This window comes from Thalassomonas sp. RHCl1 (assembly GCF_947387555.1).
Lineage (GTDB): Bacteria > Pseudomonadota > Gammaproteobacteria > Enterobacterales > Alteromonadaceae > Thalassomonas.
Genome location: NZ_CANDNZ010000011.1, coordinates 153,211 through 179,091, shown reverse-complemented (window position 1 = coordinate 179,091; position 25,881 = coordinate 153,211). Strand labels below are relative to the sequence as shown.

Sequence of the window (25,881 nt, the reverse complement as noted above, 5' to 3'; positions counted from 1 at the left end):
ACGAACTGTTCAAATATCACCATTGTACTGTTTTGGCAGAACGTTATTTTTTTGATGAGGGAGATTTTAACTGTGTCACTATGCGATCAAAAGTTGGCAGGCCGAGAGGTTATTGCTGATGGCTAATCCCGAAAACGTTATTTTACTACATGGATTAGCCCGCAGCGCCAGCTCGATGAAACGCATGGAACAATGCTTAATTGCCCAAGGTTATGCGGTGATTAATGTTGATTATCCTTCGCGCCATTATCCGATAGAAGTCCTGGCAGAAAAAGTGATCCCGCAAGCTTTACAGCAGTGTGGTGACGGCGAAATCAGTTTTGTGACCCATTCCATGGGCGGGATCTTGGTCCGGCAGTATTTAAGTAAGCATAAAATAGCCAGGTTGAATAAAGTGGTAATGCTCGGGCCTCCGAACAAAGGCAGTGAAGTGGTGGATAAGCTTGGTAAGTTTCCCGGTTTTCATCTGCTAAACGGCGATGCGGGCATGCAGCTTGGCACGGGAAAATTAAGTGTTCCCAATCAATTGGGGCAGGCAGACTTTAATCTTGGCATTATCGCCGGCACCCAAAGTATTAACTGGTTGCTGTCGTTATTAATACCGGGAAAAAATGACGGTAAGGTGTCCGTGGAACGAACCCGGCTTGAGGGGATGAAGGAGCACCTGGAAATGAATACCACCCATCCTTTTATGATGAAAAATGACAAGGTTATTGAACAAGTTATCTATTACTTGCAAACGGGGAAATTCCGCACTTATCAACTGAAAAAATAGTAAATCTTTATATAACGGCTGCTTGTATGACTTATATTGGCAGAGCTTTTTTTCGGCTAGAATCGATTAATTATTAAAAAATTAGAGCAACTACTTTACTTTTGTAGAGTAACAACTCTATAATGACCCTGTTCCGAAAAGAACGCCTGTTGTAATAATTTGTATATTCTAGCTTTCCCCATAGCTAATACGCCGGTGATATTTGTCACCGGTTTTTTTATGCCTGCGAAAAAGCGTTCTTTAATAAGTTGTTAGCTTTATTTGATAGCGGGAAAAATCTGGCAGGGCAGAGATCTTACTGTTTTACTGGGAGATTCAGTGAGGTCGCCGCCTGTGTTGTTTTCAGGCGGCGAAAGGTATGGGCTTTATTCTTACGCTTCTATTTCGCCTTCACTTTCATCTTCAGTAATGTCATCCTCGAACCACTGGCAAATGACGTTGTTGGCCTGTTCGACCCCGGTGCGTTTCAGGGAGGAGAAAGCCATGACCTGGATATCGGCATTTAAGGCGGCAAGGGTTTTTCTTACCTGCAATACTTCACTGTTACGTTTACCCTGTTTCAATTTATCGGCTTTGGTTAACAGCGCCAGCACCGGCAACTCGCTGTCGGCAGCCCATTGGATCAAATCCATGTCCAGGTCTTTTAACGGATGGCGGATATCCATTAATACCACCAGCCCCTTAAGGCTTTCGCGTTTTTGCAGGTATTCTCCCAGCGCTTTTTGCCATTTCTTTTTCATTTCCAGCGGTACTTTGGCAAAACCGTAACCGGGTAAATCCACCAAACGTTTGTTTTCGGCGATTTCGAAGACGTTGATCAGCTGGGTGCGGCCGGGAGTTTTACTGGTTCTGGCCAGGCTTTTTTGCCGGGTCAGGGTATTGAGGGCGCTGGACTTTCCGGCATTTGATCGGCCAGCAAAGGCTACTTCGATGCCGCCTTCAGCGGGTAAACTGCGAATATCGGGGGCGCTGATGGTAAAAGTGGCTTTTTGTAGATTAATGACTGACGATGACAAGGGATTATCCAATTACAATTTCAAAAAACGCTATTATATCTTTTTTTTGCCGGTAAATAATGCAATTCCCTTAGAAATACTGTGAGTTTTTTTTCTACTGCCGTTACACGCGGCAGATATTCGTGTAAAATGCTGCCACTTTTTTATCATATACTTATCAAAATCCGGAAAATAGCCCGGGTATTTGATCAACCGGAAGCAGAGAGCCAGTTAATGAAAAAAATTATTTTTTCGCTATTGTTCGGGTTAAGCCTGATAAATGTTGCATCAGCAGCAGGTGATGCGGAAGCGGGCAAAGCTAAATCAGCTATGTGTGCCGCCTGTCACGGTCCCACGGGGATTGGTGCCGCTCCTAACTATCCGAATCTTGCCGGCCAACACGCCGATTATATCGTGAAGCAGCTGAAAGCCTTTAAAGACGGCAGCCGGAAAGATCCGGTCATGGCGCCTATGGCCGCCGGTTTATCTGAAGCGGATATGGCCGATCTGGGTGCCTATTTTGCTGCACAAAGCCGTAGCGGCGCCGCTACGGATACTGCAGCTGGGGGAACCGGCGCAGCACCGGCAGCGCCTGCCGCACCGGCTTTTGTTCCTGATCCTCTGGTAGGTAAAGGTTTGTATGAATTCGGTGATAATTCCCGTACTATTGTGGCCTGTATCAACTGTCACGGTAAAGACGGTAACAGTGACGTCTTGGTTAACCCTAATTTGTCGAAGCAGCATTCCCAGTATATCGAGAAGCAGCTGAAGAACTTCAGATCTAAAGATCGCGTTAACCTGGCCATGAATACCTTCACCGAGAATATGACGGATGAAGACATTGCCAACATCGGCGCTTATTTTGCCGATACCAAGGCGGTTGCCCATCAGCAGGGCAGAAAACCGGTCGCGCCTTTAGCCCTGGCCGCCGATGTTGCCGCGGGTAAAGCCAAAGCGGCAACTTGTGCTGCCTGTCACGGCGCCGACGGTAATGCCATGGTAGCTATGTATCCTAAGTTGGCGGGACAAAGCGCAACTTATATCGCCAAACAGCTGGCGGACTTTAAGATGGGCGGCAAAAACGGCCGTAACGACCCGGTAATGGCGCCTATGGCAGCTGCTTTATCCGAGCAGGATATGCAGGAATTAGCCAGTTACTTCTCGGCGCAAAAAGTGAGCCCGGGTAACGGCAAGGCGGATGAAGCCGGTAAAAAATTATACTTAGGCGGTGACGATGAGCGTGAAATTACCGCTTGTGTTGCCTGTCACGGTATCAGAGGTGAAGGCATGACTTATGCCGGTTTCCCAGCGATCGGCGGACAAAGTGTTGAGTACCTGACCAGTCAGCTGGAGAAATTCCGTACCGGTGAGCGTGCCAACGATAAAAACGGCATGATGCGTAATATCGCCATGAACCTGTCTAAGAAAGACATTGCGGCATTAACTCAATATATGTCGTCACTAAAATAAGTTTTTTGCTTTAAAGTAAATTTTTGAAAAGCCGGTTGCCACAAGCAACCGGCTTTTTTATACATGGAAGTATGTATCCAGCGGGCTCAAGGATGGGCAATAGCCGGGTTTATACATGGAAGTATGTCAACTTATAGGCTCCTGGCATAAGTTAAGTGCTTACATCCTGTAAGCAATCCAGCGGGCTCAAGGATGAGCAGGAGCCGGGTTTATACATGGAGGTATGTCAACTTATAGGCTCCCGGCATAAGTTAAGTACTTACATCCTGTAAGCAATCCAACGGGCTCAAGGGTGAGCGGGAGCTGGACTGATGCTCTAGGAGCGGCACTATATAGTTGTTGTAAACCTGTCGGCTTTAAAGCACCCGGCGCTTAAATTTTCACTGATTTCACCAATATCTGCTGGTTTTAAAGGATTTTTCCCTTTCTGTTCTTACACCGGGGCCGGAATCGTGTAAAATGCTGTCACTTTTTCATCATTTCCGTCAGTTAACGATATTGCTACAGGCAAACGGCCGAAGGCAGACAAGTAACTGCTGACAACAAGCAGAGAGCAACATAATGAAAAAAATGATCTTTTCACTTCTGTTAGGCTTAGGTCTAGTCAATAGCGCTTCCGCCCTTGAAGGCAATGCCGAAGCCGGTAAAGCCAAATCCGCTATGTGTGCCGCCTGTCACGGCGCCGACGGTAACAGCCCCGTACCAATTTATCCTAACCTGGCGGGACAAAGCGGTGCTTATATCGCTAAGCAGCTGGCGGATTTTAAAACCGGCTCTGCCACTGGCGGCAAGCAAGGACGAAATGATCCTGTGATGGCGGGTATGGTTGCGGCGTTGTCCGAGCAGGATATGGCGGATTTAGGCGCTTTCTTTGCTGCGCAAACGTCGGCTGCCGGCAAGGGCGCTGCCAATGAAGCGGGTAAGAAATTATATTTCGGCGGTCAAGCCAAACGTAAGATCACGGCCTGTGTTGCCTGTCACGGCGCTGACGGTAAAGGCATGGCAAGTGCAGGCTTCCCTGCTGTTGCCGGTCAGAACCTGGATTACCTGAAAGCTCAGTTGGTTAAGTTCCGCGAAGGTACCCGCGCCAATGATACTAACAGCGTGATGCGTAATATTGCCATGAGACTTTCTGATGATGATATTGCGGCGATCTCTGAGCATATGGCCTCGCTTAAATAAGCTTCATTTATTAAAGCAGACAATAAAAAAAAACCAGCTAAGGTCTTAGCTGGTTTTTTTATGTGAAATTTTTGCCATTGGCATCAAGGGCTTCTTATCGTAAACTCAAGATAAAACCTTTTGCGGTAATGCCCCCAATGTCTGCCGAGCCAGTTAATTATGATCAGATGATCGCCTGTCCCCAATGTGATGGCCTGTCAACTAAGCCGTTGTTAAAGGAAGGGCAAAAAGCGGTCTGTAAAAGGTGTGGCGGCAAGGTACTGGAGCGAAAGCGGGATCCTATCCGCAGGACCCTGGCGGTAGCGCTGGCGGGTTTGCTGTTACTGATCCCGGCGACAATTTTACCCTTGATTGGCGTCAGTGCCGTCGGCTTGTTCAACCAGGCGTCTTTACTCGATTGTATTGCGATTTTGATCGCCAATGACTATTACCTGATTGCCATCAGTTTGACTATTTTTACCCTGGCGGTGCCGGTTATCCGCTTATTGGCGGCCCTTTATATTTCCTGGTGCATCCGCATGCAGCGTATTACACCTGCGCTGGTGCATTTTTTCCGCTCTTATCATCAACTCGACAGCTGGACCATGTTACATGTCTTTTTATTGGGCATCATGGTGTCCATGTATAAGCTGGTGGCGTTGGCAGAATTATCTGTCGGCCTGGGCCTGGTGGCGTTTATCCTGTTACTGATTTGTTCTACTTTGGTTTCCGTCACCTTAGATAAGCATTATATCTGGGAACAGCTGGAGGCTGGTTGTGAATACTAACAGCCAGGTAAAAACCGCCAGGCAGGCGGGGCTGGGACAATGCCTGAAGTGCCATAAGCTTAATGTGATCACCCATAAAGATCAGCGTTGCAGTTGCTGTCAGGCCAAAGTCTCGCTGCGTAAATACCGAAGCCTGGAATATACCTTGGCCTGGACGATTGCCGCTATTATTGCTTTTTTTCCCGCCAACCTGTATCCGATCATGATTTTTACCTCCCTGGGAACTCCTGAGGCGTCGACGATTTTATCGGGGATCAAAACTTTTATTCAGCTCGGTATGTATCCGGTGGCGCTGGTGGTGTTTATTGCCAGTTTTATTGTGCCCCTGGGTAAGATGCTGGGTTTGATTATCTTGATCATTACCGTGAAAACCGGCTCCAAGGTCGATCCGAAACACAGGACCCAGCTCTATCATTTAGTGGAATTCCTCGGTCCCTGGTCGATGCTGGATGTCTTTGTGGTGGCCTTGATGGCGGCGGTGGTGAATTTAGGTTTTATTACCTCAATAGAGGCGGGGCCCGGCATCAGCTATTTTGCCCTGATGGTGATCTTTACTATGTTTGCTGCGGAGAGTTTCGACCCCCGGCTGTTATGGGATAATCTCGATAATGACGACTGAACAACAAGAGCAAGAATCCAGTTTTGAAGTAAAGGAAAGAGAGCGCATTTCCGCGGTCTGGCTGGTGCCGCTGATTGCCCTGATTTTCGGCGCCTGGCTATTGTTTAAGGCGATTTCCGAACGCGGCGTTTTTATCACGGTGCAGTTCGACAGTGCTATGGGCATAGTGGCGGGAAAAACCGAGGTACGCTATAAGGGGCTCACCGCCGGCCTGGTGACGGGCATAGATGTTTCCGAAGATCTGCAAAGTGTCATAGTTGAAATTGAAATGATCAACAAATCCGCCCGCTCCCTGACCGACAAGGCCTTGTTCTGGTACGTCACCGCAGATGTCTCGGTGCAACGGGTCAGCGGTCTGGATACCCTGTTTTCCGGCAGTTATATTAATTTCCAGCCGGATATTAAAGAAGAAGGCAAGGAGCAGCGCCATTTTATCGGCCTGGATCAACCGCCGGCCCAGAACCTGGCGGTGCCGGGCTTGCATATTACCCTGCAAACCGACTCTCTGGGTTCCCTGGCCCGGGATTCTTCGGTGACCTTCAGGCAAATCAAGGTCGGTTACATTACCGGCTTTGATTATGACGACGCCAGCCAGCTGATACACGTTAATGCTTTTATCGAACCTGAATATGCCCATCTGGTGAAGCAAAATTCACGTTTCTGGAATGCCAGCGGTATCGAAGCCAGTGCCTCGTTATCCTCCGGGGTCAAACTCAGGACTCAGTCGCTGGCTTCGATTATTTCCGGCGGGGTGGCGTTTGACGATCCCGCCCATGAAGCGCTTTTGCCTGAGGCAAAAAATGGTGATGAATTTCCCTTATTCGCCAGTTTTCAATCGGCGGAGCTAGCCCATGAAATTGAGCTGATCCTAAACTGGGACTCCGGCATAGATGTCGGTGCCGCCATCATGTATCAGGGCATTAATTTAGGAGTAGTGGACTCGGTTACCAATATAGATACCGAGCAAAGAAAGATCACCGCCAAGGCAAAAGTCGACCCCAGGGTGATCCCCTACCTGAAACAGCAATCGGCTTTTTATGTGGTCTCGCCGGAAGTGGACTTTAAAGGGGTTACCAATATCCAGACCGTGTTGCTGGGGCCGCATATCGGCATCCGTCCTTCCACCGAGGGGGAGGCGCGTTCGAGCTTTACCGTGTATAACCGCAAACCCGCCTATAACTACAGCGAGCCGGGATTACATCTGGTCCTGTCTGCCACCAATGTTGCTTCTATCCATGCCGGTACCGGCATCTTCTACAAGAAAAGCCATGTCGGCAGCGTCCAGGGGGTTGAAGCCCTGGGGCCGGATGAATTTCTGGTGCATATTTTTATCAAGCCGGAGTATCAGCATTATGTTGCCGCCGACAGCCGTTTCTGGAATGCCAGCGGCATGAAGATCAGCGGTGGTTTACAGAAATTTGAAGTGAAAGCCCATTCGCTGCAAACCATGCTGGCGGGGGGCATTACTTTTGATAAGGGGCTGGGGAAAGACAAACAGCGGGTGAAAAACGGCGATTTGTTTGCACTATTTGCCAATGATGAAATTGCCAGACAAAGGGTGTTGTTCGAGCTCAGTACCGCCTCGGTTAACGGCCTGAAAATGCAAACCCGTATTATGTACCGGGGACAGCAAATCGGCTCGGTACATGCTATCAACAGTCATCAGCAAGAGAGTATTCTTGAGGCGGGTATCTTACCGGAATTTGAGTTTCTGTTACGTCAGCATAGCCAATTCTGGCTGGCCAAACCCAGGTTAAGCCTGTCCGGGCTGACAGATACCGATGCCTTGTTTGGCGGTGCCTATATCAGTGTCAATCTGGGACAGGGAGAGGAAAAAAGGCAGTTTACCCTGCTTGATAATCCGCCGGAAAAACATGCCAGCCATACAGGTTTACAGTTAACCCTGACGGCAGACAATGCCCAGGTCGCCATGCCCGGCAGCCAGATCAGTTATTTGGGGATCACCGTCGGCCAGGTGGACAATGTCGCCTTGTCCGGGGATGAAAAAAGTGTCGACATCCATATTTCCATCGATGAGGAATATCGCCATCTTATCCGCGCCGACAGCCGTTTTTATAATGCCAGCGGTATTACCGTCAGCGGCAACCTCGGCAACTTTATCGTCAAAACTGAATCTATGGACTCTTTGTTAACCGGCGGCATCAGTTTTTATAACCCACACACTCAAGCGACCAACTTGCCTGTGGCGGAAGGAGATAATTTTACCCTGTATCATAATATCGAACATGCCAGAGCTGCCGGCAGTACTATTGTGTTGCATTTTGACGATGTCACCGCCTTAAAGGCGAATATGAAGATCAAATATCATGATCAGCAAGTGGGGCTGACGGAGCGGGTGATTTTCGATAAGAACGGTTATGGTGCCAAAGTGATTGCGTTTTTAAATGATGATGCTGCTAAATTTACCCGCGCCGGTGCCAAGTTCTGGCTCAGCAAACCCGAGCTGGGGCTGGTGGGGACTAAACATCTGGATGCGATACTCGAAGGAGGCTTTATCAGTGTTTTGCCCGGGGATATCAATAAGGCGGTGAAAAATGAATTTACCGCAGAGCAAATGCCGCCCGTGGTTAAAGCCCTGCCTTATGGTTTAAATGTCGAGTTATCGGCCAGCCGCTTAGGTTCGGTGAGGGTGGGTGATCCCGTGTTATACCGCCAGGTGAAAGTGGGCAAAGTGATCGGGGTCGATCTGGCTGCCAGCGGTGATAAGGTCAGCATCTTTATTAATATCCCGCAGCGTTATGCACCTCTGGTTACGGCGCAAAGTAAATTCTGGAATGCCAGCGGCATTACTTTGGAAGGCGGGGTTTTCTCCGGCGTTGATATTCGCTCTGAGTCTCTGGAAACCCTGCTCGCCGGCGGTATCGCTTTTGCCACGCCTGAGAATAACGGCGAGGCCGTTGGTGGCGGGAAAATGGGGACTTTTACCTTATATGATAAAGTCCGGGACGAATGGCTTGAGTGGCAGCCACAACTCTTTTTACAGGAACTCAGCGAATAACCCCGGCTTAATGTTCTTAAGGAGGTTATTCACTGAGCTGTTCATTGAGGCAGGTTAACCTGCCATCAACTGGTGGAAGCGGTTAACGGCCTGCTCCGGCTCGGCTGCCTGGGTGATGGCGGTAACCACGGCCATGGAGTCGACGCCGGTTTGCCAGACCCTGGCGGCCCGCTCCAGGTTGATGCCGCCGATCGCCACCACGGGGATATCCGTGGCCAGGGCCAGTAACCGGGATAAATTATCCACCCCTTGTATCTGGCCGGTCATGTCTTTGGTTTGGGTGGCAAAAATGGCGCCGATTGCCAGGTAAGAAGGTTTCAGCTGCTGCGCCAGTAAAAACTCATAACAGCCGTGGGTACTGATGCCCAGGCGCAAGCCCGATTGTTGTATTTGCGCCAGATCGGCGCTGTGCAAGTCTTCCTGTCCCAAGTGCACGCCATAGGCTCCGTGTTTGATGGCCAGTTGCCAGTGGTCATTGATAAACAGCCGGGTATTGTAGCGGCTTGCCAGTTTGACCGCATCTCTGATGAGTTGCTCCAGCGTTGCCGGATCGGTATTTTTAATCCTGAGTTGAATGATTTCTAACTCCAGCGGCAGCAAGCGTTCGAGCCAGGCCAGGGAGTCGATGACCGGGTAGAGACCGAGCTTTTTGCCGTCTTGCCGCTTGATGCCTAAGCAGGCAAAAGGTGCTGCCAACTTTGTTTCTACATCCGAGATAACCTTGGGAAAATATTCGGCTTCAAGGGGCCAGCCCTGCTGCTGAAAAGCACCATAATAATTTTCCTCTCCCTGATAAGCGCTTAATCCCTGATTGATAAAGGCTTTGCTCAGGGTAAAAGCGTCGCGCAGCAGGTAACCCCGGCTGACAAAGGCGCCGAGGGCGCTGGCAAAGCTGCAGCCGCCGCCGTGGGAGTAGCTGGTGTGATAGCGGCGGGAGCTTAACCGGTAGCTGATACTGTGCTCTGTTGCTTGCGGGACATAGTGAAAACCGGTATCCAGACAATAATCATCGCAAGTATTTTCCTGGCTGTGGCCTCCTTTAATAATGCAGGCCTTGGCACCTAGCTGGCAAATAGCTGTCGCCAGCGCCTGCTCTGAAGCCTGGCTGCTTAAACCCGTTAACGTCCGGGCTTCCTGCAAATTCGGGGTAATGATATCTACCAGGGTTAATAGCGACAGTAACTCGGCCCGGGTCAGGGAAGACAAATACCCGCCGACACTGGCCTGGCCCACGGGATCGTAAATCACCGTCAGATCCGCTACCTGCTGTTTTAATTTGATCAGGGTCAGGCTTAACCAGTTGAGCTGATAGCTATTGGCCACCAGGCCGATTTTAATGACATTGGGCGGCTTATCCGTCAGCAGGGCATCGACTTGTTGTTGCAAAACATCAATATTGACCGGGTTGATGCTGAGCACTTGCTGTGAGTTCTGTACCGTATTGGCGGTAATTAAAGTGCAGACCTCCACTCCCAGGCTAAAGCCGGTTTTAATATCGGCGGCGATACCGGCACCACCAGAGCAGTCAGAGCCGGATATTGTCCACAGGACAGGTTTTTTCTTTGAAGTGGCTATTAGATTCATATTATCGAGACCCCGGAGTTGATTGCGCTGGAAATGGCTGGCCATACGGGGCTCTTGTTGGTGGCCGGGAGTGCTTTGGAAAATATATCGTCATATCACTGTCCTCCCGGCTGGTGCCAGAAAGGGGTATCTAAAGTCGGGGTACTCGGATGTGCAGTTTGCCTGGGTTGCATGATACCGGCGACATAAGCCTGGCTGCCGGCCTCTATGCCTTGGGCAAAGGCCCGGGCCATTTGCACCGGGTTATCCGCCAGGGCGACGGCACTGTTGAGCAGGATAGCGTCATAACCCATTTCCATGGCTAAACAGGCATCGGAGGGTTTGCCGATACCGGCATCTAAAATCAAGGTAGCATCCGGCAGTCTTAACCGTATGGTTTCCAGGTTATAAGGGTTCATTAAACCTTTGCCTGTGCCTATGGGGGAGGCCCAGGGCATGATCACCTGACAGCCGAGGTCGTAAAGACGCTGGCACAAGACCAGATCATCGGTGCAATAAGGCAGCACTTTAAAACCGTCCTTGAGTAAGGTTTCAGCGGCGTTAAGCAGCTCAAACGGATCCGGCTGCAGATTATAGTCGTCGCCGATCACTTCCAGTTTTATCCAGTCGGTGGCAAAGATTTCCCGGCTCATTTTTGCCAGGGTGACTGCTTCTTTGGCGTTTTTGCAGCCGGCGGTATTGGGCAATAAAAAGCCTTTGCTTTGGGCAACGCATTCCTGGATATAACGCCAGATGGTTTCTCCCGCCAGCGCCGCCGGGTTCTGGCGTTTCAACGACAGGGTGACCACCTGAGCACCGCTGGCGAGAATTGCCTGCTTCATCACCTCGGGTGAGGGATACAGGGCGCTGCCGATCAATAACCGGCTGTTTAGGGGCTGATCATAAATAGTTAAAGACATATCTTGCTCGCTATAAAAATGGTTTATCCGCCCTGGATGGGAAATAACACATCAAGCCCGTCCTGGTGGCTTAATGTGGTGACCGGGTAATTTTCCCGGGCAAGGAACTCGCCGTTTAAGGCAACGGCGAAAGAGGTTTTTTGCTGCTGCGGCGTTAAAAAAAGTGCCAGGGCGGCAGTGACGCTGTGATCCTGTTCAAGCTCGAACAGCTGGCCGTTAATGGTGATTTTCATCATAAACTCCTGTTGGCAGTAAATGTGAATAGGGAAGCTGACAGTCGGTGATAACCTGCGCTAACATTTGCGGTGAAAACCGGGTTTTTTCCGACAGGTTTGGCGCCAGGGCTGATACCAGGGCGTTAATTTGCTGCAAAACCACGGGGGCGATTAAAAAGCCGTGACGATATAACCCGTTCACCTGCAGCAACCTGGGACGCAGCAGTATTTTCGGCTGGTTATCGGCAAAGGCCGGTCTGTGCTGGCTGATATGCTGCCGGATATTGGCTTCGGCAAAGCCGGGGTGTACGCTGTAGGCGGCACTGAGTAATTCCAGTGCCGAGCGTACCGTCATCGGCGAGTTATCTTCGCTTTCAATTTCAGTTGCGCCCACCACATAATAACCCTTGTTTTTTGGCGCGATATAGAGCCGGTACCTGGGGTGCATCAACCTTACCGGACGGGAAATATTGACCTCGGGGGCGAACAGCTGGAACAGCTCACCGCGTACGCCGCGTAATCCTTTGAGATCGGCACCGCTGTTTTTGCCGGTCTTTTTCGCGCCGAAACCGCGGCAATCGATCACCAGATCATAACTTTGCCGCTGTTTTTCACCCGAGATCTGGTATTCCAGGCCGGTGCTGCTTTCTCCCGGGTATATGCCGGTAACTTCGCAGTTATTGAGCCAGTTGACCTGTTCGGTTTCCAGTTGATGGCTTAAGGCCCTTAGCAAACGGCGGTTGCCGATTTGCCCTTCCTGCGGCAAATATAAGCCCTGGTGAAAACTTCTGCCGAGCTCAGGCTCCAATGCCAACAGGTCGCCGCGGTCCAGGCTTTGTAGCGGTTGTCCGGGATAATGCTGCTGCAGATAACGTTTAAACCTGAGGTAATCCCCCTGATCCTGGGCATGGCTGACCAGCAAGGCTCCGGTTTGCTGGAAAAAGACCGGTTCAGCCAGGGTGTTGATAATATCCGGCCATAACTTTAAGGAGGTCAGGCCCATAGTAACGATATTGGCTTCACAACCGATGGCTTCTCCCAGGGGCGTTAACAGGCCTGCCGCCGCATAGGCGGCGCTGTGATGGCCGGCTTTATCGTCTTTATCAAACAGGCTGATCCGATAACCTTGGCGCTGCAGGGTTAAAGCGGTTAACCGGCCAATAAGGCCGGCGCCGACTATGGCAATATTTGCCATGTCTTTTTCTCCTATCCCCGGCTCTGGTAGAGTTCACTGCCGCTGGCTTTAAACTCTGCCGACTTCTCCAGCATGCCTTGCTCTGCTTCGTCTATCACCTTAACGGCGATATCGCTTTTATCAGATGCTGTTAAGCTTGGTTGCTGTTCAAGTTTGTCGGCATAATCCCGCACTTCCTGGGTGATCTTCATCGAGCAGAATTTCGGCCCGCACATGGAGCAGAAATGGGCGATTTTTCCTGACTCCTGCGGCAGGGTTTCGTCATGGTAGGCTTTGGCCCTTTCCGGATCTAAGCCGAGGTTAAATTGATCATACCAGCGGAATTCGAACCTGGCCTTGGACAGGGCATTGTCGCGGATTTGTGCCCCCGGATGTCCCTTGGCCAGATCGCCGGCATGGGCCGCCAGCTTGTAGGTGATCAGGCCTTCTTTCACATCTTCTTTGTTGGGCAGCCCCAGGTGTTCTTTCGGGGTTACATAACAAAGCATGGCACAGCCGTACCAGCCGATATTCGCGGCGCCGATGCCGGAGGTGATATGGTCGTAACCCGGGGCAATATCTGTGGTTAACGGCCCTAAGGTATAAAAAGGCGCTTCATCGCAATGCTTGAGCTGCTCTTCCATGTTTTCTTTGACCATGTGCAGCGGCACGTGGCCCGGGCCTTCGATCATCACCTGGACATCGTGCTGCCAGGCAATCTTGGTCAGCTCGCCCAGGGTGCGTAATTCGGCGAATTGCGCTTCGTCGTTGGCATCGGCGATAGAGCCGGGGCGCAGGCCGTCGCCAAGGGAAAATGAAACGTCATAGGCTTTCATGATCTCGCAGATTTCCTCGAAATGGGTATAGAGGAAGTTTTCCTTGTGGTGGGCCAGGCACCATTTTGCCATGATGGAGCCGCCGCGGGAGACGATGCCGGTCAGGCGTTTGGCGGTCATGGGCACATAACGCAGCAGCACTCCGGCATGGATAGTAAAGTAATCCACCCCTTGCTCTGCCTGTTCAATCAGGGTATCGCGGAAAATTTCCCAGGTCAGGTCTTCGGCGATGCCGTTAACTTTTTCCAGCGCCTGGTAAATCGGTACCGTGCCGATAGGCACAGGGGAGTTACGGATAATCCACTCGCGGGTTTCGTGGATATAGCGGCCGGTGGAGAGATCCATGACCGAATCCGCCCCCCATTTGGTGGACCACACCAGCTTTTCTACTTCTTCTTCTATCGAAGAGCTGACGGCGGAGTTACCGATATTGGCGTTGACCTTGATCAGGAAGTTGCGGCCGATGATCATAGGCTCGGCTTCCGGATGGTTAATATTAAGCGGGATAATGGCACGGCCGGCGGCGACTTCCTGGCGGACAAATTCCGCAGTGATCTGTTTCGGGGTATTGGCGCCAAAAGATTGTCCGGCATGTTGCTGGGTGAGAATTTCTTCGGTGACCTCAGCCCGCTGCATATTTTCCCGTATGGCAATGTATTCCATTTCCGGGGTAATGATGCCCTGGCGGGCGTAATACATCTGGGTCACATTTTTACCCGGCTTGGCTTTGCGGACCTTGGGCAGATGTTCGAAACGGATATGGTCCAGGCCTTCGTCCGCCAGTCTTTGCTGGCTGAAATTGGAGCTGACCTTGCTCAGGGATTCGGTATCCCCGCGTTCGGCTATCCAGGATTCCCTTAGCTTAGGCAAACCTTTATGGACATCTATTTCGATATCCGGATCGGTATAAACACCTGAAGTATCGTAAACCGAGATCGGCTGGTTCGGCTCGAAGATCGGATCTTTTTCCGTGCCGCCGATCAGAGTATCGGACAAGGTGATTTTACGCATGGCGACACTGATGTTATGCAGCTCACCCGGCACATAGACCTTGTGTGAATTGGGGAAGGATAAATTGGATAAATCCTGGATAAAGGCCTGTGCCTGTTCGCGGCGCTGGCGTCGACTTAATGAACTCATGTTCTCTCACCTGTTTAATAAAATTAAAAAACTGGCGGAGCTTTAAGGTGTGGAAAACAGCAACAGGCCAGATCTCTGGTGATTGCTGTCAACGAGGAGCCGGTTTGCATTTTTGCTTTGGCAAACCACTCTCTTGTTCCCTTCGCAGATACTAATCTGATCAGGTTCTACGGATCCCGCTTATGCGATCTCAGCCCTTTTGGCACTCCGACAAGTCATCAGGTTAACGGCATTACCGTTAACCTGATTGAATTCTAACGTGAAGGTCAAAGGCTTGGCAAGTCCTGATATTTTCCCCGAGGTTGTAATTGTCGTGCTTGGCTATTAAATGCCTGGCTGGTAACATCTCAGGCGGAATTTGGATAGTTTGTTGATAATATGAAGAATATATTACCCGGTCTGGCATTTATAACCCTGGCCGTTTTATTTAGTCCGCTTTTGGCGGCAAAAGATGTCTTTAAACAGGGGCAAGACATCAGTCATCAGGATGTCTTGCGCGGCTCGGTAACACCGGAGCGCGCCTGGTGGGATTTGAGCCATTACCATTTGGATATTTCCGTCGATCCGAAAAGGCAATTTATCTCGGGCACCAATACCATGAGCTACCGGGTATTATCCCCCGGACAGCGCTTGCAGGTTGAGCTGCAGCCGCCGATGAAACTGGAAAGTGTGACCCAGGACGGCGAAGCCTTAAAAGTTGAACAGGACGGTTATTCTTATTTTATTACCCCGAACCGGGAGCAGGAAAAAGGCGAAGAATACCATCTGGTGATGGCTTTTAGCGGCCAGCCACTGGTGGCTGAAAATCCGCCCTGGGATGGCGGCATCACCTGGCAAAAGGATGAAAACGGCATTGATTTTATCGCCTCTGCGGTGCAGGGGGTGGGGGCCAGTGTCTGGTGGCCGAATAAAGATCATGCCTATGATGAGCCCGATAACGGGGCCTTGATCAGTGTTGAAGTGCCAGAGCACCTGATGGATGTTTCTAACGGCCGCTTGATTAAAGTGGAAGAAAATCCCCAGCGAAAAACCAAAACCTACCACTGGCAAGTGGTCAACCCTATCAGTAATTACGGCATCAATATCAATATCGGTGATTATGTCCATTTCTCTGAAGTTTATCAGGGGGAGCTGGGGCCGCTGGATCTGGATTATTATGTGTTGCGGGATAATTTAACCAAGGCGAAAAAACACTTTCAGGATGGCCGCCGTACCATAGAAGCTTTTGAATATTGGTTTGGTCCCTATCCCTTTTACGAGGACGGTTTTAAACTGGTGGAAGCACCTTATCTGGGTATGGAACACCAGAGTTCGGTAACCTATGGTAATGGTTTTCAAAAAGGTTATAAAGGCCGGGATCGCAGCGGTACCGGCTGGGGCATGGAGTTTGACTTTATTATTGTCCATGAAGCCGGCCATGAATGGTTTGCCAATAATATCACCCACAGGGATATTGCCGATATGTGGATCCATGAAAGTTTTACCAATTATTCCGAAAATCTGTTTGTGGAATACTTTTATGGTAAGCAGGCCGGCAGCGAATACTCCCGGGGCACCCGGCAAAATGTGTTAAACGATAAGCCGATTATCGGAACTTATAATGCCAACCGGGAAGGCTCTTTTGATATGTATCCCAAAGGCGGCAATATGCTGCATACCATACGGCAAGTGATAGATAACGATGTACTCTGGCGCAAGATCTTACGTGGCCTGAATAAGGATTTTTACCATAAAACCGTGACCGGTAAGCAGGTGGAGCAGTATATCAGCAGGCATTCGGGTAAAGATTTAAGCAAAATTTTTGATCAGTACCTGCGGGATGTGCGGGTGCCGGTATTGGAATATTTTGTTAAAGGCAAGTTGATGAAGTTTCGTTGGAGCAATACCGTGGAAGGTTTTGATATGCCGGTCAAGGCCAATATAGGTGGCGAATGGCTGTGGCTGACACCGGGTAACGGCTGGAGTGAATTTCAGTTGAAAACTCCGGATGCCAAGGTGGAAATTGACAGCAATTTTTATATCAGTGTATTGAATATTTTGGGAAATTAGCTCAGCTGAATTATTTACTGGGGTAAATGAAATTTATCCAGCAATCGGGTTATGGTGCCATCCTGCTCCATGGCGATCAGGGTTTGTTTCACTCTGCTAACCGTTTGCTGCGAGCTGTTTTTGCTTAACGCGATATAAAGCTTTTTTTGATAAGGAAAAGGCAGTTTGAAAATAGCCTTCGGGCGCTTTTCTATCGGGGTTTGCTGCTGCTGATTTAAATAGCGGATCAGCCGGCTGGGGGCGACGATCAGGTCTAAGCGTTTCAGCTGATGCATCTGGTAGAGGTGCAAATAAGAAACATTGGTGGTGACATGGCGCTCATCCCGGTGGAAATGCTGCCTGATATAATTTTCATGGGGACTCGAGCGCATGATGCCGATGCTTTGCTGCTGAACTTGTGTTAACTGCTTTATTTTCCCCCGGTAAGTTGCGGGTAAGGTATAAACATTGATGTCCAGGGACAAAAAGGATCTCAGCCAATGAAACTTATCCTCCCGGAGCGGGGTTTTCACCATCGAATAAATCAAGGTGTTCGGCTGTTCCTGGGCGATTTTATAAGCCCTGGCCCAGGGTAATACCTCTATGTTTTGTTTGCTCCCTAACCGTTTTAATAACTCCTGCACAATATGATTCATTACCCCGGTGAGTTCCCCTTTATCGGTTTGATAATTATAAGGAGGAAAATTTTCCGTTACGACCCGTAGTGATAAGGGGGAGAGTTGGGTACCAAGGCATGAACAGCTCCATAACCAGCAAAGCAGTAATATGTTAACTTTCCGATAAATCACGGCATGGGCCTTTAATTACTCCAGTTGACAATTGTTTTTGCCGCAAAACAATTACTGTGTTTAAAATTGAGGCGGCCGTAATTGATGGACATCAGCTGGGTGTTTGCCAGCTTCATCCTTTGCACCACCAGGGGAGTGTCAGGATAACTCATATATATGTTTTGCTCTATACCCGTCAGCGGGCTAGCTAAAGGAGTTTGTTGAGCCTGCACCATATTCCTGATAGAAAAATGCGCATGCTTTTCGTCAATATTTATATCAATATCTTGCAACACCGGCCCTTCTAACGCTGAAAAAGTGCCGGATAACAGCGCAAAAGGCTGTCCGCCTGCCTGCCCCGACATTATGGTGGCGATAGCGGTTAATTGCTCTTGGCTGATTGTCGCCTGATCGACAAAGAATACGCCGATACCGTCTCCCTGATAGATGGCCTTGGGCCACATGGCGGCATAAATAATATTAAGTCCGCTTAAATCCAGGTGATTAAATCTGCCTTCAATCACCGAAAAGCCAATGATCACTTCACAGCGCTTGTCGGTACATTCAGGAAATCCGGCAAACTGTCCGGCATAACCATAGCTGGTATTACAGCATTCTATTTGGTGCATCCTTAAAAACCATTTATTTGCATTTATCATCCTGATCACCAATATAGTAAGGGGTCGTTTAGCAAGCAGAGAAAGTTATCCGGCCTGTTGGCGCCATTGTTATCATTTTTATAGCAAACTCCATTTAATTTACCAGCAAAGCTATTGCCGGTTTTCATCTGGTTATATACTGGATATCCGTTTTCTGTCAGAGTTCATATATGTTGATCAATATTATTCCCCCGTCCCGCTTCAAAAGCATTCCCTGGAAAAATGGTAAAGGCACTACTACTGAGCTGGCGATAAATGAAGGGGGCACGCTCACAGACTTTGACTGGCGGTTAAGTATTGCCTCTGTGGCAGAAGATGGTGACTTTTCCGATTTTTCCGGTTATTTACGCAATTTGATTTTAATTTCGGGGCAGGGGATAGAGCTCAGCCATACATTGGCAGGGCAGACCAATATCGATAATCTCAATCGCTTGTTAACGGTTTCGACCTTTGATGGCGCTAGCCAGACGCGGGGACGTTTGCTCGACGGCGGTATTACCGATTTTAACCTGATGACCAAAACCGGAAAATACCAGGTGGATGTCCGGACTTATCTTGAACCGGGGCAAGTGGATGTTCAGGCCTGCGATCTTTGCTTTGTCTACGCCCTTCAAGGTGAGATAATTTTGACCCGGCAGGATACAGGTTTAAAGCAGGAAGTTGCAGAAAATCATGTGCTGCAGATAACACCGCTTGAACAGCAGCTCACTTTAAGCGGACAACAGCTGATAGTGATCCGGTTAACGAATAAAACTTAATATCTGGAGTCAAATAGTTGTCAGTTAACCTGGTTTCGGCTTTGGCGGCGGTAGTTAACAGTTGCCTGTAATTTCCTTGTCTGCCTTGAGTTAACTGGCTTACGGGCTGTTTATTATCTGCGGAAATAGCAGCATCAGGCTGTTAGCATGATATTTGCTTTACAGATAACAGATAGGGTTAAGCAAGTATAGCTTGTTAAAATTTAAGATAAATAACGCAGCGAGTGTCGATATGGTAGCGTCTTTTCAGCATTTTTCTTTTTTTAAATACCGGACTGTGCCAGTTCGTCCTCTGGCGGGCTTGCTCGGCTGTTCCCTGTTATTTTCCTGTGCGATGAATCCGGAAGCTGAACAGCAAGAGGCGGCAATAACCAAAGAAGCCATACATGAACAGCTAAACAGCCATATTGATGTTTGGGCGCCGCTGGCGCCGGAAATAGAAAGGTTACTGGCGTTAGAGTCCGACATGCAGCTATTGGTGGCTGAGCTTGGCAAAGCGGCAAATCTGGGCAGTGCCCCGCTGGAGCAGTTAGCCAAACAACAGGAATCTGCGCAGGCCAGGGAAGCGAGAAAGCAGGCCGATTTGGCTGCACAAGCTGACAATGCTGCCGATGCAAGTGTCGCTGAAGCAGCGGAGGCAAAGAAAGAGTCGAGCCGGCCCGGTTGCGCCGCTGCCAGTACTTTTAGCATGTCAAAAACCAGTCATTGCAAAGTTCAGGTGGGCATACACCTGGCAGCATTTAAAAATGAGGCCAATGCCAAACTGGGCTGGAGGTATTTTAAACAAAAGTATGGTTCTGTGTTGTTAAACAAAGATCCTTTGCTGGAGCAAATTGTCAGGGAAGAGGGCACTTTTCAGAGTTTAAGGGTTGGGCCTTATTCTTCTGCAACCAAGGCGCACCAAATTTGTAAACGCCTCAAGCAGCAGAATCAATATTGTGCCGTGATTAAATACTCAGGCGTACCTGTCGGTTAACCTCGAACAGGCTCCTGAAGAAGCGGGAGCCTACTATCTATACACTTAACGACCCTAGTGATTGCTTTTTCCGTTAATAAAAGCTAACCGCTTCCTTTTAATAACTTTCTTGTTATCTTGGTTTGAAATCTGCTCAGGTTATCGATTCGCTCGCTGTTGCTGATTCAGGATCCAAATGGATCCTTTTGGCCGTTTTCACGGATCCTAAAACGATCCTTTCAGGATCCTTTGCCGCCCAAGCGGCAAAAAAATACCCCCGGGGCAATCAACCGGGTAATTTATTGCCTCTTTATTGCCTCTTTATTGCCTCTTTATTGCCTTTATATTGCAGGTTATTTGTCCGGATTTGACTAAACTTAGGGATAAACAGGAAGTTTAAAATTTATTAGCATTTATTTTTGTTTATTAAGTAAATGAATTACCTGAAATAAAACGAAACTGAGGATGTAAGTTAAAGATCATTTGTATTTGTTGGCACGGCACCTGCTTTAATGATCTTGCTATGAAAAGTTGATGATATTAGGTTTTACTTTATTTTTTAAGTGTCTAAGTTGTAATCTTGAAGATTAGGGAAATCGAGCAATATTATGAATATAACTTTAATGGAATGTGATGGAGCTTAAGGATATTTGTTATTCAAAAGTTACATAATGCTCAGATAGTAATATGCGTACTCAATGTGCTGATCTAATTAACATATTGAACTACAAATATTTATGTCCGACGACTATGCTTAAATACCAATGTAAGTAAAAAAAAATATTAAAGGTTTTTTTATTACTGTCGATACAAATTTTGCGTCACAAAAAAAGAGTTGCTTATGCTTCTGTATTTTAGTGTCACATTACTATCGATTTTACAGATGAACAACGGAGATTTTTATGCTTAATTTAAATCACAATCGGATAACAAAGGTATTAACAGCTACTTTTTTAACCGCAATGTCTGCACAGCCATTTGCTGCAACCTTATCTGATGCGACTATTTCAGTGACGGTACAAAATGCATTTGACTTAGTGGAAGATACTGAGCTTAGTTTCGGTACCATTCGTGCGACAGCCGATCCTGCCGGTACCAATGTGGCTACCCTGGCAATCGCAGCTGACGGTTCGGTGACTGCGACTCCGGACAATAACGCAACCATTACCCAATTAACGGCGGGTTCGGTTGGTCAGTTTACCGTATCTAATGCGGCAACTTTCACTGATTTAACTATCACTTTCCCTGGTGCAGCGACTACGCTGGATAATGCCATTGCACCACCAACCTCACCGGATTTTACCGTTGATACCTGGGTTGCAATCGTACGTGGCGGTGCCAATGACGGTGTTGCATACAATGCCGGTGCGCCTAACCTGCAAACGGATAATACCGGTACGGTAAGTTTTGATGTCGGTGCAACCTTATCTACCGATGCCAATGTGACAACATCGGCTTATATCGATGATGTATATGACGGTGATTATACCATTACGGTTGATTATTAATTATTCATTGAATAATTGCTGATAACTAATATAATCAGGAGGCCACCCCCCTGATTATATTAGTTTTATTTATGTTTTTAACCTTTTGTCAAAAATTAATTTTCCGGGTATTGATACTCTTTTTTACCCTCCCTGCCCAGGCCACGGTCACCCTTATTGAAGACTTATCATTTGGTACTATTGTGGTATCGGATAACTCTGTGGTCAGCGACATTATTATCAGCCGTTCGGGCCAAACAAGTATTGTCAATCATATCAGGGTTATTGAGCCCGGACATCCGGCAGAATTTGCCCTTACAGACTTACCCGGCAATCTGGAAGTGTTCACTTCGGCGATAATCACACAGGCAACCACCAGCAACCCCCCTCCAGGGCCGGCAACCGAACAGTTTACTATCAGTAATCCCGATATTGTTGCCTCAGTTACTACAAATGGCTCAGGATTTGCTTTAGTCAGAGTCGGGGCAACCTTGAGTACTTCCGGCAACGGCGGTAATTATGTTGACGTACAGTATCAGGGCACCTTGCAAGTAACGTTTAACTATTAGTGTTAGATGTATTTATTTAAGTGCTTAACAACAGAGAAAAGCCATGAAATTTTCACTAATTAAATTAACCCAGTTATTTATTTTTTTACTTGTTGTGCAAGCGTTTAGCTCACAGGCGAGCTTGCTGATTTCTCCTATGCGGGTTGCGCTGGATGAACGCAACCGTTCAGAAAAAGTCGTGCTGATGAATACCGGCAATGAGACCCGTACCTATAGGGTCGAATGGGTGCAAAAAGCCGCCTTGCCTTTAGGAGGCTATAAAAATTTGACGGATGAGGAGGCTAAAGACTTTCCTATCGCCAGCAATATGTTCAGGCTCAGCCCCAGGCAAGTCACGCTGGCGCCAAACGAAAGACAAATCGTCAAAATTGCCGCCCGCCGCCCGAAGAACTTACAGGACGGTGAATACCGCTCACATTTATTATTTACCGCTTTGCCGCGTGAAGGGGATAGAAATAAGGCGAACTCAGGGGCCGGTATCACCCTTAAATTGTCACTCAGTTATAGCATTCCTGTTGTTTTCAGGCAGGGAGGTCTGGATTATCAAGTGGGCGTCGAAGATTTGACGCTGATACACGATGCTGAGAAAAAGCAGGCGACCGTGCGAGTTCAATTATCGCGTTCCGGTGCAACCAGTACCACAGGCAGTATTGTTGCTTACTGGACACCCAAAGGAAGTACGCAAGAAAAACAGGTAGCTATATTAAATTCGGTTAATTTTTATCCTGAATTGACTTATCGGGTCTATAACTTGCAGTGGTTTGATTACCGCCCGGGGGCGGGCACGTTAAGATTAGCTTATGAGGGCAGAGAAGAAATGCGCAATACCCTGATCACAGAAAAAAACTTCAATGTTAGTTTAAGTGATATTGTCACTAGGCCGAAAAAATAACCGGGTGTAGATACTATGGTGCGACTGTTATTTATCTGCTTAGTCTGTTTGTCTGCTTTGTGCTTAAGTGTGCAAGCGGCAGATAATAAGGCGTTAAAAAACAGTCGCTTCGTTCAACTGATTAAACAGATAAAAAATATCCAGTCATCGCTGCCGGACAGTAAAGCCGGTGTTACCAAGGTTGCCGCTTCCCCCCTTTCTGCTACACCAGAAGAACTTGATGTCGGTATCCCGGAAGGGGAAGAGTTGCTGCTGGCCATTCATGTGGGGAAGTATTTCCTGGCAGATGTTTTTGCCTATAAAAGCCAGGCAAATGCCATGATAGGTCTGGGAAACTTATTTGAGGTTTTAGACTTTCCCATCATCATAGATTTGGGAAAATCTACCGCTTCGGGCTGGTTTATGAATGAAGCCAATACCTTCGAGTTGAATTTCTCTGAACAACAAATTGCTATAGCTAAGGTCAACGGACAAGAGTTCATCCTGAATAAGGAAAATTACCGGGTAGAAGAAGATGATCTTTATGTTGATGCCGATGTTATCAATACCTGGTTTGGTACCCGTATGGCGTTTGACTTCTCAGCGCTTTCGGTCAAGCTCAGCTCAAGCTCTCCTTTGCCGATCGAACAAAGGCTGGCCAGGGAAAATAAAGCTATATATAGCCAGCAAAGAAGTACCCCGGTTTTGCCCTGGAAAGAAAATCAATATCGGGCATTTTCAACGCCGGTCTTTGATGTTCAGCTTAACAGCAGGGTGACAGAAGAGAACACTTTTTACGGCTATTCGGCATTAGGCAGCCATGATCTTGCCTATCTCAACAGCCAGTATTTTATCGGCGGGATCAAGGACGACAATATCAGTGATTTACGCTGGCGGTTATCTAAGGAGTCGGCTGATGGTGGTTTATTGGGACCCCTTAATCTTAGCAGTTATGAGTTTGGTGATATTAACCCGATCCGTTCGGGGATTGATTACAATGCCAATATTAGCCGGGGTTTTTCCCTTTCCAGTCACGCCTTGGGTCAAGTTAAAGATAATAAGATTAATATCAATGGTGATATTCAACCGGGTTGGGATGTAGAGCTTTATCGCAATGGTATTTTAATTGATAAGCAATTAAGCCTGCAAGATGGTCGTTATGAATTTAACGATGTTGATCTGATTTTTGGCCAGAATACCTTTGAAATGATCCTTTATGGTCCTCAGGGACAAGTGGAGAAAAAAATACGGGAAGTACTGGTTAGCCAAAACAGCTTTAAAAGAGATGACAGTTCGTATGCGATGTCTTTGACTCAGACCGGAAAATCTCTATTCGGTATCACTCAGGGGTCCGCCGGAGATAATGAGGGCTGGTTACTTGCCGGGAATTATGAACAGGGGGTGACCGACTGGTTTTCTGTTTCTTTAGGGCAATCGACCTTATTTAGCAAAGAAGGCAGTAATAAACTTAATTACAATGTAGGCGCAAACCTGACTTTGTTTGAGCGCTTATTAATTGACAGTGATTTTTCTTTTGATAATAACGATAACCAGACCATGCAATTCTCGGCAAAAACAGGCTTTGGCAGACATTCCTTTGATTATCGTTACCGCAAGGACAAAAGTGGCAATAGTGATGACGGAGGCAATTTCGGAGACAGAACCGAGCATTTACTTCGAATGTCGGGACAGGCTTTCAGGGGTCTTGCTTTACCCTTAAATTACCAGAATCAATATGATTTTATCGAAACGGCAAATGGACAAAAAATACAAAACCTGACCAATCAGATAAGTGTTAATGTCGGAAAAACCTCAATAGCAAATGATATCTTTTGGCAGGATATAAACAATGTCAACGGTGCTGACAGCCATTCTTTAGCGGGCACCAGCCGGATTCAGCGCTCTTTTGGTAAATATTTTACCCGTTTTGAAATGGATTATACCTTAGAGCCTAAAGCTGAAATTACCCGGGTTAATTCCAAATTGAGCTGGGCGATGACCAGTGATTTACAATCTGAATTGGCATTAAATTACAATACCGTCGATAACAAGTATCAAAGTGAATGGAAGTTAAACTGGCGTCATGAGAATTTTAATTTAAGTGGCAACCTGGATTATGATCAGGGGGGCGACTGGGCGCTAGGTTTGTTTTTCCGCTTTAGTTTAGGTTATGAGACAGACAAGAATAATTATTTTCTCAGTAATAAACCCTTAACCTCCAGCGGCGCATTAAAAGTCAGGGTTTTTGAAGATTTGAATGCTAATGGCCAATTTGATGTCGGTGAACCTCTCATTAAAGGGGCAAAAATTAAGGGGACGCAAAATTACCGTCAGGCGGTCAGTGATGAGCAGGGGATCGCCCTGTTGCAGAATATGCCCAACAATGTCACCACAGATATTGAATTAAAAGAAGGCAGTTTAGGGGATCCGTTCTTAATTCCAGGGTTTGAAGGGGTATCGATAACTCCGCGCCGGGGGTTTGTCGATCGTCTTGATTTCCCTGTGGTGACCTCCAGCGAAGTAGAAGGCACGGTTTATTTGCGTAATAAAGAAGGCGAGGAAACACCTGCCCCTTATGTCACGGTGAATTTGCTTGATGAACAGGGAAATATTGTCGCCAGTGAAGATACTGCATTTGACGGTTATTATCTGTTTACCGATTTACGTCCCGGGAATTATCGTGCCTCTATTGATTCTGACTATTTGGAGCGGAAAAAATTACATAAAACCGATGACCTGATCCTCGATTTATCGGCGCAGGGGGATATTCTTAACGGCTCCGACTTTACCCTGGATCAGCTGGAGTTTACCTCCGGTTATGTCGTCAGTGTCGGTTCCTTTTCTTCCCTGAATATTTTAAAAACTTACTGGTATTTGTTGCAAAAACGCTATCGCCGGCGTTTAAATCAACCGGCATTTTTTCTTTATGATGAAAGCAGTGGCAAGTACCAATTAAACCTGGCGTTTTATCAGGAAAATGAGCAAGCAATAAAGGCGTGTGAAGAAACCAGCAAATTAGATATTAATTGCTCGGTTGAAGCTTATGAGTTTAGCTTTTAACCGTCAGGATGATAACAACGATTAAAATGGT

Annotated in this window: 21 protein-coding genes and 1 riboswitch; of the genes, 13 read left to right on the top strand and 8 right to left on the bottom strand. The window is 47.8% G+C overall.

Annotation, left to right across the window (positions count from 1 at the left end):
* Positions 1–118 precede the first annotated feature (118 nt).
* Positions 119–775 carry an alpha/beta fold hydrolase gene (locus QL234_RS24860; protein WP_281560456.1) on the top strand — a complete coding sequence of 219 codons (657 nt, stop codon included), beginning with the start codon at positions 119–121 and terminating at the stop codon, positions 773–775.
* A gap of 371 nt (positions 776–1,146) precedes the next feature.
* Here QL234_RS24860 and yihA read toward each other — a convergent pair whose 3' ends face one another.
* Positions 1,147–1,791 (bottom strand): ribosome biogenesis GTP-binding protein YihA/YsxC, encoded by a 645-nt coding sequence (yihA, locus tag QL234_RS24855; RefSeq protein ID WP_281560455.1) that lies wholly within the window; start codon positions 1,789–1,791, stop codon positions 1,147–1,149.
* 213 nt (positions 1,792–2,004) lie between these two features.
* Here yihA and QL234_RS24850 point away from each other — a divergent pair, with 213 nt between their 5' ends.
* The 5 genes from QL234_RS24850 to QL234_RS24830 all read left to right on the top strand — a co-directional run bounded on the left by QL234_RS24850 (position 2,005) and on the right by QL234_RS24830 (position 8,827).
* The gene (locus QL234_RS24850) at positions 2,005–3,240 is read left to right on the top strand and encodes a c-type cytochrome (protein ID WP_281560454.1); all 1,236 of its coding nucleotides are present in this window, start codon (positions 2,005–2,007) and stop codon (positions 3,238–3,240) included.
* A gap of 561 nt (positions 3,241–3,801) precedes the next feature.
* Positions 3,802–4,422, top strand: a complete 621-nt coding sequence (locus tag QL234_RS24845) for a c-type cytochrome (protein ID WP_281560453.1) — start codon at positions 3,802–3,804, stop codon at positions 4,420–4,422.
* Positions 4,423–4,559: 137 nt separating this feature from the next.
* On the top strand, positions 4,560–5,189 hold the full coding sequence (locus QL234_RS24840; protein ID WP_281560452.1) for a paraquat-inducible protein A: 630 nt from the start codon (positions 4,560–4,562) through the stop codon (positions 5,187–5,189).
* Positions 5,179–5,808, top strand: coding sequence for a paraquat-inducible protein A (locus QL234_RS24835; RefSeq protein WP_281560451.1), 630 nt, complete (start codon positions 5,179–5,181; stop codon positions 5,806–5,808). Before QL234_RS24840 ends, QL234_RS24835 begins: the two co-directional genes overlap by 11 nt.
* Positions 5,798–8,827 (top strand): MlaD family protein, encoded by a 3,030-nt coding sequence (locus tag QL234_RS24830; RefSeq protein ID WP_281560450.1) that lies wholly within the window; start codon positions 5,798–5,800, stop codon positions 8,825–8,827. Before QL234_RS24835 ends, QL234_RS24830 begins: the two co-directional genes overlap by 11 nt.
* Positions 8,828–8,881: 54 nt before the next feature.
* Here QL234_RS24830 and thiE read toward each other — a convergent pair whose 3' ends face one another.
* The 5 genes from thiE to thiC all read right to left on the bottom strand — a co-directional run bounded on the left by thiE (position 8,882) and on the right by thiC (position 14,675).
* Positions 8,882–10,411 (bottom strand): thiamine phosphate synthase, encoded by a 1,530-nt coding sequence (gene thiE, locus QL234_RS24825; protein ID WP_281560449.1) that lies wholly within the window; start codon positions 10,409–10,411, stop codon positions 8,882–8,884.
* A gap of 95 nt (positions 10,412–10,506) precedes the next feature.
* A complete protein-coding gene (locus QL234_RS24820; protein WP_281560448.1) occupies positions 10,507–11,310 on the bottom strand; it encodes a thiazole synthase in 804 nt (267 codons plus the stop codon).
* Positions 11,311–11,333: 23 nt separating this feature from the next.
* Positions 11,334–11,546: a sulfur carrier protein ThiS gene (gene thiS, locus QL234_RS24815; RefSeq protein ID WP_281560447.1), complete on the bottom strand. Its 213-nt coding sequence runs from the start codon at positions 11,544–11,546 to the stop codon at positions 11,334–11,336.
* Positions 11,527–12,720 carry a glycine oxidase ThiO gene (gene thiO, locus QL234_RS24810; RefSeq protein ID WP_281560446.1) on the bottom strand — a complete coding sequence of 398 codons (1,194 nt, stop codon included), beginning with the start codon at positions 12,718–12,720 and terminating at the stop codon, positions 11,527–11,529. The genes thiS and thiO overlap by 20 nt, the downstream gene beginning before the upstream one ends.
* An 11-nt stretch (positions 12,721–12,731) precedes the next feature.
* Positions 12,732–14,675, bottom strand: coding sequence for a phosphomethylpyrimidine synthase ThiC (gene thiC, locus QL234_RS24805; protein ID WP_281560445.1), 1,944 nt, complete (start codon positions 14,673–14,675; stop codon positions 12,732–12,734).
* Positions 14,676–14,795: 120 nt separating this feature from the next.
* A riboswitch (TPP riboswitch) is annotated at positions 14,796–14,895 on the bottom strand.
* 158 nt (positions 14,896–15,053) lie between these two features.
* On the opposite strand from thiC, the gene QL234_RS24800 reads away from it, so the two are divergent.
* Positions 15,054–16,724, top strand: coding sequence for a M1 family metallopeptidase (locus tag QL234_RS24800; protein WP_281560444.1), 1,671 nt, complete (start codon positions 15,054–15,056; stop codon positions 16,722–16,724).
* Between the two features lie 14 nt (positions 16,725–16,738).
* On the opposite strand, the gene QL234_RS24795 is transcribed toward QL234_RS24800, so the two are convergent.
* Both QL234_RS24795 and QL234_RS24790 read right to left on the bottom strand, forming a co-directional pair.
* On the bottom strand, positions 16,739–17,512 hold the full coding sequence (locus QL234_RS24795; RefSeq protein ID WP_281560443.1) for a transporter substrate-binding domain-containing protein: 774 nt from the start codon (positions 17,510–17,512) through the stop codon (positions 16,739–16,741).
* A gap of 11 nt (positions 17,513–17,523) precedes the next feature.
* Entirely contained in the window at positions 17,524–18,120 is a 597-nt protein-coding gene (locus tag QL234_RS24790; protein WP_281560442.1) for a DUF1326 domain-containing protein, read from the bottom strand.
* Between the two features lie 200 nt (positions 18,121–18,320).
* Between QL234_RS24790 and QL234_RS24785 the strand changes: the two genes are divergently transcribed.
* The 6 genes from QL234_RS24785 to QL234_RS24760 all read left to right on the top strand — a co-directional run bounded on the left by QL234_RS24785 (position 18,321) and on the right by QL234_RS24760 (position 25,850).
* The gene (locus QL234_RS24785; protein WP_281560441.1) at positions 18,321–18,908 is read left to right on the top strand and encodes a HutD family protein; all 588 of its coding nucleotides are present in this window, start codon (positions 18,321–18,323) and stop codon (positions 18,906–18,908) included.
* A 277-nt stretch (positions 18,909–19,185) separates the two neighbouring features.
* Positions 19,186–19,884, top strand: coding sequence for an SPOR domain-containing protein (locus tag QL234_RS24780; RefSeq protein ID WP_281560440.1), 699 nt, complete (start codon positions 19,186–19,188; stop codon positions 19,882–19,884).
* Between the two features lie 881 nt (positions 19,885–20,765).
* On the top strand, positions 20,766–21,371 hold the full coding sequence (locus QL234_RS24775) for a DUF4402 domain-containing protein (protein ID WP_281560439.1): 606 nt from the start codon (positions 20,766–20,768) through the stop codon (positions 21,369–21,371).
* Positions 21,372–21,442: 71 nt separating this feature from the next.
* Positions 21,443–21,919, top strand: coding sequence for a DUF4402 domain-containing protein (locus tag QL234_RS24770; RefSeq protein WP_281560438.1), 477 nt, complete (start codon positions 21,443–21,445; stop codon positions 21,917–21,919).
* A gap of 43 nt (positions 21,920–21,962) precedes the next feature.
* Positions 21,963–22,811 carry a fimbria/pilus periplasmic chaperone gene (locus QL234_RS24765; protein WP_281560437.1) on the top strand — a complete coding sequence of 283 codons (849 nt, stop codon included), beginning with the start codon at positions 21,963–21,965 and terminating at the stop codon, positions 22,809–22,811.
* A gap of 15 nt (positions 22,812–22,826) precedes the next feature.
* Positions 22,827–25,850, top strand: coding sequence for a sporulation protein (locus tag QL234_RS24760; RefSeq protein ID WP_281560436.1), 3,024 nt, complete (start codon positions 22,827–22,829; stop codon positions 25,848–25,850).
* Positions 25,851–25,881 lie beyond the last annotated feature (31 nt).